We start from the raw sequence: 13,874 nt of genomic DNA, 5'->3' as shown, positions 1-13,874 counted from the left end.
TTACATCCCTTGGTTTTCGATAAAGCCTTTGGCTTCAAATCTGGCAATATGTTGTAAAAAAGCGGCTTTGGCTTGGGCAGGCTGATTGAACACCAGCTGCTGGCGCGTATCCTTGTCACCTATTGTTTGTTCAATGGTAATCTTCTTATGGGCAATGGTGATGTAAACATAAGCAATAGCGGTCTCTTGTGTCTTATCGCTTGCAGTCGCGTGTGACTGGGCGGCTGGTTGTGCTAAGGCCGTCAAATCAAGCGTTGGTGCAGCAGGTAATGTCATTAACGAGCTATGAGCTGCTACTTGTACGCTTTCTTGTTTATTCTTGGGCTGATTAAAGTGCTTACTCGGTACGCGTTTACTCAAGACACGAGTGTCATGCCAGCTGTCATTGCCCATGTTATTTGGGTCGTATTGGTTATATCTAAGTCGTAGCGCAATAAGATGCGCGCACACGCCTTGTGTGAGGCGGTGCTGCAAGTACTGCGGACAGCTACATTCCGCCTTGGTGACTAGCCCTTCATCGCTTAATTGTAGCTGGCTGTGATAAGTGCGTCTGTCTTCTTCGACATGAATATCTGCACGAATGGTAATACCTTTGACAGCGACTGTCTCAACAGAGAATTTCTGCACGGCATCCGTACGGCTAATCAAATCAAAAGCCTGCTTTTCTGCCTCATTGTGATAAGCGAACTGTGCCATATCGAGCGGTGTCTGAGTAAATGGACGATAGTAATAGCTACCTTGCGCAATATCATAACGAATCAAGCCTTGCTGCGTACCTGACAGTAACCATTGCTGCACTTGTGAGTGAGAAACAGGCACAGATTTTAATGAAGCATCTACTGATAGCGACTTTATCAAGTCTTCTAGATTGCTGGGGGTATTTTCCAGTGTTTTAATTAATACAGGCAAGCCATTATCGTCGTTACTATTATCACCGATGTCATTTAAAGTTGCTTTACCACTGCCTGATAACCCTTCAATAGCAGCTAATGTATTATGCAGTGGACGCTTTGGCAGTAACAAGTCAAAGTTCAATGACTGTGACCAGTTGGCTTGGCTAAAGCCTGTCATAGCAAAGGTAAAATGAAAGCCTTTGCCTTTTAGTGTCCAGTAGCTTGGCATGCCTTGACCCAGTAGCGACATCGAAACGCTGTCGGTATGTGGCAACAGACGTTTTAATAGACTCAGACGACGGCGACCCCATAAGCGAATCAGCTTCGCTTGTTGACCTTGATAGGGCTTTTGCTGTTGGCTGACTTGGCTTGTGACAGTGATGTCAAAAGGCTCTAATATAATCACCGGCAGCTGCTGAGGTCTAAGCTCAATCAACAATCCACGGCGTTTGCTTTTGATGTCAGCATGCATACGCAGCTCAAACAGCACGTTATACAATGCGATTGGATCAAGATGGATGGTGTCTTTTGGCAATTGACTTGCAGACTGTACTTGCAGCAGTGCTCTGATCCAGCTTTTGGGCACATTGATGCGCTTTTCTATGATCTGTTTTTTTACGGTGGGCGTGCTTACTGTACTATCAGTATCTGCTTCAGCGGGCTCTGGCGTGGTCTCGAGTAACTGTAAGCCGACCGCTTCATGGCCAATGTCTAATACTGTTTGTTGATGGTCGCGTATTTTTTCAATACCGTTGAACAACGCCGCACTGTAATCAATGCTTGTTGTGCCAAGGGTGGGTTTGGTACTTTGATCAAAAATCTCATTGGTCAAGGTCAATTGAGCATAGCAGCCTTCATCACGGCTAAATACCTCAAAGCTGACACCTTGCTCATGCACCTGAATAATCGGATCCAAAATACAAAAAGCCAGCGGGTCATTGTCGAATAGCCACGTGAAATAATCACGCTGCGCAGTAAATAGGTTTTTATTGCTGCTGGCACGGCGCATCTGCATAAATACCGTGTACGCTGAGCGGTCTTTTGGCACATAACGGTAATCACTACTGACCACATCAAATAGTGCTAGCAAACTGTCACGAAAGACAAGGGGAAACTTGACCTTACCGTGGAAGTTAACGTCAGATCGATTCAGCTGAGCAAATAGTGCCACATGCTGAGAGTGTTCGCTTGTTTGCGCCTTCGACAGTGAGTCTGACGATTCTTTAACTTGACTGATTTGGCTGGGTGCGGCGTAGTCCAACTGCATCATCAGACCATCAGTGTTTGCCACTACTTCTGACTCTGTTTCTGATGCTTGGTCTAATTGATTATCTATAGTCATTGACTATCTCCTTCACCCTGATTGCTTTTTTGACTGCTGTCCTGACTACTTTGTGCTGCGATGGTCGAGCTAGGTTGCACCTCCATATTGCCAGATGACAACGGACGCTTTCGCTGTGCTCGTATCATGGCACGCTGCCAGCGGCGTAGTACTTTATAAGCAAGCTTCTGAATGTCTGAGTTTTCATGTGTCATGAGCGTCGTCAGCCACTGTTCAATATTTGGATCATGTAGCTGTCCAAGCGCTTCGATGGCACGGATGCGAACTTTCATCTCCATGTTGTCATTATTTGCACAATGATAAAGTGCGTCAGCGTCTTTTGCTTTGATCCACTGTAGTAGCTGCTGATTGATTGGTATCTCGGTAGACGAGCCCGTATGTTTTAGCGCATTGTTTTTCAGCGCATTTCTGACTACAGTTATTATGGATTTTTGGGTAGATGTACCGCTTTGTTCAATACGAGCAATCACAGTTCCTAGCAAGGCTTGGTTGTCGTAAGTGAGCTGCGATTGAGTTGCTGTCGAGACAACGTTCAACGTTGGCAAGATACTTGATAGCACTTTATCGTCAGCGACAGGTCTAGCCAGTAGTGCCAACAGCGCTTGCTGCCACCAATCACTGACGGTCGTAGAGAGCAGTGGAATGGAGGTGATGGTCAATGGTTGACGAGCATCATTGAGCCAATCAAGCATTGCCACGATCTGCTTAGTAGCCGCTTTATCGACAGCACCTTTGGCAGTGGTAATGGACACATGACGCATGATTAGCCAAACCAGCTGTTTGATGGTGCTACCCACTTGCTCAACCATATCAATCCATTGACTATTATTGATGGTCGTTGGACTGCGGTTGATGGTGTCGATAAGCGTGTGCCATTGCTCGCTTGCAGTGTCAAAACGCTGCTGCAACGTCGCAACCATTTCTTTGTCTAAATAGTTAGTTGGATATTGGGTCAGATAACACAGTCCAATATGCTGTGTCAGGGGATTACTACTGGTAATCAACGCGGTAAGCTGCGATGTTGGCATGTCTTGCTTGGCCAGAATGGCATTTTGCAGTGCCGTCAAGGTGTCAGCTGGCAAGTGCGCGCCATGCTGGGTGATAAATGCTGCCAGCTCATCGATGCTGCTATTATCAATGATACGCTTTAGACTCAAATACTCAGTCTCTTCTATAAAGTCAGTATTATGGCTTTGAATGGCTGCCCAATCATAAGGGTAAACCTGCGACGCGAGACTGCCCCACGTTTTCTGTGCCGCAGTATAAGCCACCATGAGCACAGTACGATCTAGGTTGCTCGTTTTTAAAATATCTAAGATTAATGCTTTATTGGCATCGTTATCATTCATCTGCAGTAGCCATACCGCATGCCTTTGTGGACGGAAGAATATGGCTTTATCGATATGAGTGCGGATATAGCTGCGGATTTGTTCCCAAGCAGGCGTTGTGTTGAGCCAGCGCAGTCCATTTAACCAATGGACAATGGCGGGATTGGTGAAATGGACTGCAGGGTCTGACAAGTGCGATTTTAATAGCTCAAAAATATGCGGACTATGCTCAAAATCACCGCCTTGTGCAAGGCGACCCAAGGCTTCACTAGCCACGTCTTGTAAGTAGTGCTCGTCGTCCTCGGCCAGTTTGATTAACTTATCATAGGCTTTGTATAAGGTATGAACCTGTAAGTTCTTATCAGCATTGTCCGCAGGCGAGCTAGCGTTAGGCGAGTCAGCATTTTGATTTTTATTGCTGCCTAGTAGCTCGCCAATGGCTAACACACTGCAGCTGCGGAACTCCGCATCAGGGTTATAATCGATCGTGGCCATCAAGATATTGACCCCATCAGCATGACCGCATTTAGCGAGTCCTTCAGCCGCGGCAAATTGCACATCAGCGTCTTTATTACGCAGGGCATTTTGTAATGAAGCAATGCTGCCGTGCCGTCTTTTGGCACGATATGCCAGTGTCTCGACCAATTTAAAAGTATGCTTAGCTGGCATCTGCTCGTAGGCTAGCGCCAAAGCGCTATCAATGCGCGAGGATAAATCGCTGTCGTCCGATTGTACCCATGCCAGTGACGGTAATAGCTGTGCGGCAAGCGCATAATCACTATGATTCATAAGGGTCGTAAACAGTGACAGCAAGACTTGCGAGTCTCTAGGGTGCTGACATTGTAACCAGCGCGTGTCTTCACGCTCGTCCAAATAATCCTCAATTTTTTGATCGTAACCACTGATTTTTACTAAGGTATCAAATAAATATTTACGCTCCTCTTTATGCTTTTGCGGCGTGTGCTCAAACAGGTTCTCTAAACGCTGTAGTAATGGTGCCACGAGATTCATGTTACGTAGGTCAGCGATATCACCATAAATAAACTGCTTAGGTTTGTTGATATGGGGATCGTCAAGTAAGGCTAATAATCGTAAGTGCGCTTCATTAGCAACTTGTTCAGCAGTCGCAATATCAAAGCTGCTCTCCAAACCATTCTTTAAATGACCCTCTAAAGTGTTCTTATTGATGAATTGGTACGACGTGAGTGCCTCAACAAGTAAGTTCCAGCTACGGTATTTCTCATTACTGGCCTGAGCGTCTTCAGCAAAATCAAATAAGCTATCAAATAGCGTGTTGTCCGCAAAGAGTACGTCATGAAACTCGACCAGTTGACTCAGTGCTTGATATTTTGCATCCCAATCATCACTCTTCACAGCATGCAACAAAAACGTCAGTTTGTCTTGGCGTTGCACTGACGGCGATTGACTGTTTGCAAAGGGCGTGACGATAACTTGTTTCCATTCAGCAACGATCTGAGGCAGTAGCGACTGACAATAAGACTGTAGCCCAAGTAAGCTAGCAGGCAGATGGCCTAGTCGGCCCTTTAACAGCTGATAGGCCTCTTCTGCTAAGGTGTGATTATTGGTTTTTAACAAATCAATGAGTTGTTGATCAGCGCTACCACTGACAGTCGCTGTATCCGATGGTTTGCTTTGCTGCTGTATAGCATCGTTCTTTACGGTATCTAACAATAAATCCAAGCCGCGTTTTACCATGTCACGGTAGGGCGTGCTCATGGCATAGTCAGCCAGCTTTTTGGCAGGCATGTCCAGCTTATACAAGCATGCCCAAGCCAACTCACGAGTGTCAAAACTACTGTGGTTGAGTAATGGCAATAACACGCGACTGGTACTGTCTCGCCAGTCCTCATCGTTATTAGTGTTGAGCTGCGATGATTGAGTAGCAAGCCACATTAGCCCTCGAATGGCTTGGTCTGTGGTGCTGCTATTAGCATAATAATCGTCGCCTGCACGTATGACACCAATCCAAGCGCCAAAGGCAAGAGACTGGTATGGATAATGTACTTCCTGACTGTCTTGTTGTTCAGTAGGAGAGCTATCGCCTGTTTGTGTATCGCCTGCTACCTCATCAACTGTGGCTGTAACTGGGTGAGCACTTAACAATGCCTGCAAACTGCGTTGCCATTTTTGTAATGTCTCAAAAACATCGTCCTCATCGTCATAGTAGTCATGGGCGAGTAATTCAGATAAGTTACAAATGACACTAATGGTTTGCGCGCGTACCAATGGCTGCTGATGTCGACTGAGGTTGGCGAGCTGTTGTAAGTTTTCGGTACTGACGGTTGTCAGGATACTTGCTCGGATAGAGGATGTATTATGCGACTGTCCTTTAACACCACCTTTATATGCCGTGTTTGGCATGGCATCTATCATCATCGTAATGACTTCAGAGTGAGAAGATAAAATACTGCCTAATTGACGTGACAAATAATCACTTAGGTACTGCCACGTTGACGATAGTGCTTGCTGGTTATTAGGGCGTAGTACGTCATTTGGGTAACGAGCAAGTATGTTGGCATAGACTACTGCTGTGTCATTATCGGCAAAGCTTAAGGCTTCTATCAGTCGATTGGGCCTGACAGTGCTGGTAGCGGTCTTTTCAGGAGCTTGCCTGCCACCTTGCAAGCCATTCTGTAAATCATTAAATATCAATAACAGTCTGGCTGCTACTGCATAGGACTCTGACTCAAACAAAGGCTGTAATTGTCGTGCATGTGTAATACCTAAACCGTGCTGCGCTTGAAGCCAATAAACAGGCATTTTTGATGCTACCAGATTGCTATTGTCGATATTGCCATAAATATCATGAGTCAACAAAGCCTGCCCACGCGTATCACCTAGGATAGCCAAACCAAAATTGGCACAATGGCAAATAATGGGGCTCTCATCTTTTTGCCATTTGAGCAGCAGATCAATATCGTTTACAGTCACCATGAGCGTGAGTGTTGGAGCAAGTGATTTAAAATCGGCGTCAGGGTGGTGTAAATATTTATCGTACCAGTTAAGCGCGTTGTATGTTGAGGGATAAGCTAGCTTTGATAAACCAAATAATGCTTGGCCTACATGACTGTACCACTGAGTATATGTTTCACTTTTTTTGTCCTGAGAGGGTATTGGTAGATCTAAGTAATGCTTAAAGACTTGGTACGCTTGCTCATCACTTCGCTTTGCCTGTTCTTCGTCAGTGTATAAGCGTGATTGGCTGGCCAGCAGTTGAGCGACTGTTAGCTGAATATCAGGATAAGGACTGTTGAGGGCCGCGGTAATCAATGCTTCGTGATGATTCGGTTGATCATCGGTGCTACTATCATCTAGGCTACTGTAATCCGCTAAAATAGTAGGCTGTAAGTCTGTCAGCGCCAAAGCGACCGTCAAAGCTTGTTTACGTAGCTCAATACTGTCATCAGCGAACATGGCCACTATAGCTGGCATCAACTGTGTCAGCTGAGTCGTATTCGCTCTGGCTTGCACTGTCGTAAGGGCCAGTTGCTTGGTATCAGCATAAGGGCTGGCAAGCGCGCTCAACATGACGTCAGCAAACCCTAAATGCTTGCTTTGCTTAAGTGCGATGTCAAAGGCTTGTTTGCGAATAGCGGCAAACGTATCTGAAAAGAATAGGGTCAGGACAGCTTGATTGGTCTTTTGACTATCAGTTTCTTCAGTTTTATTCGTTTTATGCTTCGAGTTCATCGCTAGCAACAGTCGTTGCCATTCTTCTATCGCCACTTGGTGCACATCTTCAAAAAGGCTTTGCTGCAATAGCTCAATAATGTCAACGATAGCACTGTCAGAAACATTTTTAGAAATATTGTCAGATGACTGCTTAAATTGGCGGTTTAATAGAACTTTAACCACTTCTAACCGAATACTGGTAAAAGGGTTGTTCAATGCCTGTAGCAGTATGTCTGTCATCTCTGACGACATCTGAGTGCTTTTGTCACCACTATTTGAGCTATCTGCTGCAACATGCTTTAAAAACAGTGCTAAAGACTGCTCGTGAATATCTTGATGTTTAGAAGCAAAACCTGTCGCTGCCCAAGACAATGCATTGTCTGCCAATTTGCCATAGGCTTGCATGGCGACTTGGCGCACGCCAGCGTCCTTATCATCTAGTAATGTCGGTAGGACTGCTTTGGCGTCTTCTATATTTAAATGACCAAGCGCTGTGGCGACACCAGCACGGATGATGGCACTGTCATCATGGCTCATTAGACTAATCAGGGTGCCAAACGCTCGTTTGTCTTGTAGGCAAGCCAGCGTATAAGCCGCTCGGAAACTGATATCTTCGTGACTATTGCTTAAGCTTTGTAATAATGGCTCTAACGTGTCATTGCTTAGCTTTATAGATTCAGCAACAGGCTTCTTGGATTTGGCCGTTTTAGCCTTACTTTTAGATGCTTGGGTACTATCTGCTTGCGAGATAAAATCTTGCGTAGATAAGGTTAAACGGATCGCCTCATCGGATTCTGATTGTTTAACACTCTTATCATTTGCCGCTGCGTTGCTAGCATTATCTAGTAGCGTGCCGCGCAGTAAGCGAAAGTCATCAAAATCAGTCAGGGTACGTAATGTTTGCGTGTCACCTTGCTGTTTCAATGCCTCTATCAACTTAGGCTGAGACAACAATGAGACGTAAAACGCCGTTTGCCTAATCTCTGTATTACGATGATTCTGTAGCAGCATCAACTGACGCGAGACTTCAAGATGGTTTAGCATACCGCGCTGATACAGACGAATCAGTCCTGATTGGACAATGTCTGACTGATTGCAGTCTAATGCCATCAAATCTGCTTGAGGGCTGTTGTCAGGCAATAGTGTCTCAAGCGAGGCCAATGCTTGCTTACGAATATTTGCAAAACTGTGTGACAACGCCTCTCTTAAAATAGGCAAGATGCGGCGCTGACTAGTGGCATCCTTCATCGCAACCTTTAAGTAACCTTGTAACGCAGAAGCCACCACTTCTTCGTAGTAACGGTTTTTAAAGGCTTCTTCTAGATAATGCAGCGGTCGCTTCGCCGTACTTGCGCGGTCGGCCAAGGCATGAAAAGCAGCAAGGCGTACTTTTGCACTGTGCGCTGAGCTTAGTTGCTGCTCTAAAACCTGTGCAGTTTTATCAAGATTAGTAGTCGCAACCCACTGTACCAATTGCAATGCTTGGTTAGCCGTGAGCGTGTCGCTATCAGCAAGTAATTTTTTAACCAGCTCTAACGTTTGGTTATCTGCTTGCGCCTGTAGCAGCGCTAGACCTTCTTTAAACGACACATCATTATTATTTGACGTATCTGTCAGTAACTGGCTGATTCTCTGATAGCCGTCTTTGATGATATAAGTGACTGGGAGCAACTTACTGTTTTGTGCCGTACTATTCTGTGACGTACTTTTAGTATGGTCAATAGGTATGAAACGTAAGCTCTGATCGGCACTGACGACGATGAGCGTTGGTTGTTCAGCATAAGAAGATAAGACGATCTGTCGAGCCTTGGTTAGATCCTCTTTACAGCTGTTTGGCTGACCTTTATCAAATGCCCATGATTTAACACTCTTGTCATCAGCGGCAGTGAACAACCGTGTGTCTGAGACACAAAGCGCCGTGATCATTTCGCTGTGTTGGCTAGACTTGGCTCTATCAACAGGGTGCAGATCGCCTTGGACATGAGTACGGTATAAGCACTTATCTGCGCCTGCTGAGAAGAAGTGCTGCCCGACTGGCTCAAAACAAAGCGCGTTCACTTTACCTTGGTGGAGCTGTTTGCGGCTACTTAGAGTGAGCTGGACACCATCTGAGGTCCATTGATAGCTACTAACATCTCCCGTTTTATCTGCCACGACTAACCACGAACCATCACTTGAGGTTGCTAGCGCTGTTAATGCAGACTCCTTACTTGATGCTGCTATAGAAGACGAGTAAGGCTCAACGATGACAGTACTGCTGGCTTGACTGTCCTGATAAGGCCATACGACAATGTATTTTGGATATAAGATAGCCAAGGCATCTTGTAGTTGTGCCATTGCTACGGCACGGCCTATATCATCGTTATTATTTTTAGGTGCATCGAACAAGGATGTAGCACTGGTCTTCTTAACTTTCTTTGCTTGCCAATCCGTTTGATAAAGATGACCATCATCACCAATCATCACAATAGTGCTGTCATCTATTTTGGTGATCGCTTGCATCGCACAAGGCAGCGCTGTTGTCGATAAGCTGAATTGCTCACCTTGTTGATCAAGGACGTATAAGACCGTAGCAGATGCTCGCTGCTGGCGAGTAATAAAAAGACTGCGCCCATCTTGCTTGGTTGTCTTTTGAGTTGCCGCTTGGGTGCTGTTGGCCTTACTGACTAAGCCAATAATTTGACCCCAATAGGGGAGTGTTATTGTTTTCATGGTGTTATCTCAGTTGAGGTGACGTCATATTTTTTTTGAGTATTTTTTTCGAATATAAAAGCTTGCTAGTAGCTATTTATCTATATCTGTTTGCCAAAGCCGTTAAGCCGATGCCACTGGCTGCAGATTTTTACATAGCTCAGGATAGCGATGCAATAGCCGTGTGACGGCAACCAAACACGCATGACGCTCCATCTTGCCTGCCGAGTGCGTAAAGGTGAACAGTGTGGGCATAATGAGCGCCGCAAAGGTGCTGTCAGCCAACGCCACATCACGAAAGGTCTCAATCAACGCCAGTTTGGCACGACTCGCAGATATGGGTTTTAGTGTGATATTGCTATCTGACTCAGATGTATCTGATGACTGTGGTGATGCTGAGTTTTTATCTGAGTAACGTTGATTTTTGTGCTTATTACTGTCACTAGTACTTGGCTCTTGCGAACCGCCTAGACGACCAGGTGGTAGCTCAAAGAGACCACGGCGTAGCAGCATTAGTAGCTGATCAGCTTCTGCAGGCAAGCTTGCCAAACGTTTATCTGACTGCTCTGTTATGACTGGTTGTGCGCTGTTGTCTTTATCTCGTGCAGCATCTTTATCTTTACTATCGCTACTGGCTGGTTGCCAGTTTGGAGACACGTGACGCGCCTTGTAGTGTTTCCATAGCATGGTCACGGCAGCATAACGTACTTCATGGTCTGTACTTTGGGTCAATCGATATAAAGACTGCACATCTTGGAAATTAGCATGACGCTGCAGCAAGGTGATACCGATTTGGCGAGCGACTCGCGCTTTGCTTTCAATCAACGCATTCAACATGCCAGCATTCAACTGTGCTGACTGAACGTGGTAACGTCGATTGGCAACGGATGGCTTATCCAATAGCGCACGCTTTAGCAGTTGAGTGATATCCGTATAGGGAGATTCTGCCATCATCAGCCATAGGGCTGGCGTTGTTTGCCACGTCGCCATCTCATACTTACTCAGTAATAAGCCAAAGTCTCGCAGCTGGCTGTTACGGTGTTGCAATAAAGGAATGACGCGCTCCGCATTAAAGAATGAAGAAGGGATAATCGCATCAGGATCGACTGGTCTGTCTGTCAATGCCATGCAAATCTGTTCATGATGATGACTGAGGTAGCTGATCGCAAGCTCACTGATAGGTGCAGTAGCATCATCTGTTGCCATATGCCACAGTGCATTGGCACCTGCAAAAGTATCGTCTTCAGACACCTCTCGTGATTGACCGCTTAGCATCTGTAAAAAAGCGGTTTCGGAAATAATCTTTAGCGGCGCACCATCAGCGATTAAGCTTTCGGCTTTAACTTGCTTGCTACCTTTACGGCCATTACCGTATAACGGTGAACCATCATCACCGATGACTAAGTAATCTAACTTACCGTTGACAGCACCACTGATGGCACCATTAGCCGCTTTCACAACTTTTTCGGCCTCGCCACGAGTCATACTTTGCATCTTGCCTGTGAATAAATAGCGTTGGCCGGTTAAATCTACTTCAGTAGCGGCACTGCTATCAGAACCTTTATTGTCAATGCTATTACTGGAAGCGTTGTCAGTAGAGGCGTCTTCATTACTGTCAAGATATGCGACAAAGTCGGCAGGCAAGAACCCTTTGTTAATGCGCTCAATAGCAAATTCACGGTAGAGTGCTTGTTCGCTATGCGCAAGATTCATAAGCCAGTCGAAACCTAAATCTATCGGCGCAAACCGACGCACATCAGACAGCCAATCTCGCACGTTTTCTGCTAAATACTCATCAAAGGCCAAGTGCTTTTGCCAGTTTTTAATAAGAGTGTCAGCAGATTTTAATTGTTCAATATATTCACTTACCTGCCAGTCAGGCTCATAGGCAAGTGCATGCCAATAACTCATATCAAGCGTCGCCGCTGACAGTACATCTTCATCAAACCAATCGGTAATAGTGGATTGCGACAGTGGATGTAATAGCAGCATTTGCCATACTGCCGCGTTTACTTGGCTCAAATCCAAACGTCTGAGCTGATCCAACGCAAAGTCCATGCAGTCGCTATCGTTATAAGCAGAGAAGTCTTGTTGCTCTGGTATGTCTAGCTGCTGGGCAACACGAATAAAGTATTCAGTCCCTAGCTCTTTGGCACTATAAAGCTCAGGCAGTTTTTTTATTGCAAATTTTACGCTGTGTGTTCTACCGCTAGTCAATCGTTCAAAAAACCACTCAGGGGTCAAATCACGCCTTGTAAAGTGTTTGCTAAGTTGTTTACTCGCCGTTTGATAGTGATGCTCTGTATCTAACAGCTGACCCCAACCGTTGACACCAATATCAGCAACAGGGTCACGACTCAGGATACTATTGATGGCAAATGCTCTAACAGGTTCATAATCTGACATGGCAAGCAACATCAGCTCAGTGAGTGATAAGTCCTGAGCGTAGCTTTTGGCATAGCCAATCGCATATTGATAGGCGGCAGGATAGTGTGAATGGAGTAGTTGTAGCACCACTTGATGCAAGCCCAATGTTTTAAATTTAGACTTTTCAAAATGCGGTGAATTTTCTAATAGCCAAACAATCATCTCATCACGCGCTTTACTGTGCGCTTGTCCAGCAGATAGATATTGTAGCGTCTCACCACTCACATCACGTAGTTGGGTTTTGAAATCGTGCTTTAGGCTATCGGTTGCGAACTGTCTGACAGCCTCATTTTTGGCAATAGCCAATAGCTGGATAAGTGGTTCAGGGTCTCGTTGCCACGCCTCAGAGAACGCGCGACCTTTGGCATCAAAGAGCTTGCGAGGTGAGCGACTGCTGAATCGATTGACGCCATAATCAAGGCTGTTATGGAAACAGATGTGATTGAGTACCCAGCTGTTCGTTTGTGCAAGGCTACCTGCCGTCATGGTTTCGTCATAGCTGGCGAGTACACAGACGGCAGCATCAATATAGCCAATCGGCATTTGCTGACCCAACTGCCGCAGATAACGCCATGCTCTAAGGCTCATATAGGTTTTGGTGGCGAGACTGACCGCAGAGTTGGCGGTTTGATTGAAACGCTGTAAATCAATCTTGGCGGCTATTTGTCCAAATATCTCATAATCTTGAGAAAATTCAGCTTGCTTATAAATACGCTTTAAACCCTTCCACGCACCATAGCTGACTGGCAAAGCCGTAATGGCTTGTTTTAAGATGGCTCTAGAGTACGCGCTGCCATCTTCCCACAGTGCGGTCAGTGTTATATGGATCTTATAGCGATCTGGGAGGGGGTAAACGCCTTCGTCTGCTTCCAGTTTGGCAATCATTGCCACGCGCTCTGCAAACTGTACTTCGGAATGTTGGTCCCGAAACTGATGACTAAATATCTTATCTAAAAACCGATCAAAAGTAAGCTCATGCTCAGGGATGGGTGTTTCAGGAATCGCAACAGCTTGAGTTGCCAATGTACATAGTTTATCGACCAAACTTGGATCTTGGACTTGCCAAGCTTGCTGAATTTGTGAAAATGACAGACTCATAGAAATTTGCCTTAATTTTTATTTTGTCAGTGCGCGTAATTTTGTAGCACCATAAAAGCGCGTTTCAGAGAAAACATCAAGGACTTTTGTAAGGAAATATATGGGCTGCGACATATAGCGTCGCGCATGATTTTATTTGCAATTATATATTGACAATAACAACTATTATGAGGCAAACTTAACGAGTTGTGAGATTTAGCGTTTCACCGTTTACGGTGAGGGGCGACGTTGCGTCGTCCACGAGTCAAGCCATTACATTTTACCCAAGGAAGACTGTTTCAGTCCTGCTAATACCTAGATAAAGGCCCTAGTGTCATTAGCTCGCTGGCGCAATCACGCAATCGTGATTGAGCTAATGCACTAGGGCCTTTATCTAGGTGCAGTCCAGTGAGTCTTCCATGT

Annotated in this window: 3 protein-coding genes; all 3 read right to left on the bottom strand. The window is 45.5% G+C overall.

The window, feature by feature from the left end:
• The gene (locus JMX63_RS03365) at positions 1-2,235 is read right to left on the bottom strand and encodes a hypothetical protein (RefSeq protein ID WP_201570934.1); all 2,235 of its coding nucleotides are present in this window, start codon (positions 2,233-2,235) and stop codon (positions 1-3) included.
• Positions 2,232-9,968 (bottom strand): HEAT repeat domain-containing protein, encoded by a 7,737-nt coding sequence (locus JMX63_RS03360; RefSeq protein ID WP_201570932.1) that lies wholly within the window; start codon positions 9,966-9,968, stop codon positions 2,232-2,234. Before JMX63_RS03360 ends, JMX63_RS03365 begins: the two co-directional genes overlap by 4 nt.
• A 102-nt stretch (positions 9,969-10,070) precedes the next feature.
• Positions 10,071-13,472, bottom strand: coding sequence for a BRCT domain-containing protein (locus tag JMX63_RS03355; protein WP_201570930.1), 3,402 nt, complete (start codon positions 13,470-13,472; stop codon positions 10,071-10,073).
• Positions 13,473-13,874: the final 402 nt, after the last annotated feature.

Source organism: Psychrobacter nivimaris (genome assembly GCF_904846365.1).
Taxonomy (GTDB): Bacteria; Pseudomonadota; Gammaproteobacteria; order Pseudomonadales; family Moraxellaceae; genus Psychrobacter; species Psychrobacter nivimaris_B.
The sequence above is the reverse complement of the archived record's forward strand: the minus strand, read 5'-3'. Positions and strand labels throughout refer to the sequence as shown.

Coding starts and splice junctions, on each gene's coding strand:
- JMX63_RS03365 (WP_201570934.1), bottom strand. CDS start 2,235: ATGACTATAGATAATCAATTAGACCAAGCATCAGAAACAGAGTCAGAA.
- JMX63_RS03360 (WP_201570932.1), bottom strand. CDS start 9,968: ATGAAAACAATAACACTCCCCTATTGGGGTCAAATTATTGGCTTAGTC.
- JMX63_RS03355 (WP_201570930.1), bottom strand. CDS start 13,472: ATGAGTCTGTCATTTTCACAAATTCAGCAAGCTTGGCAAGTCCAAGAT.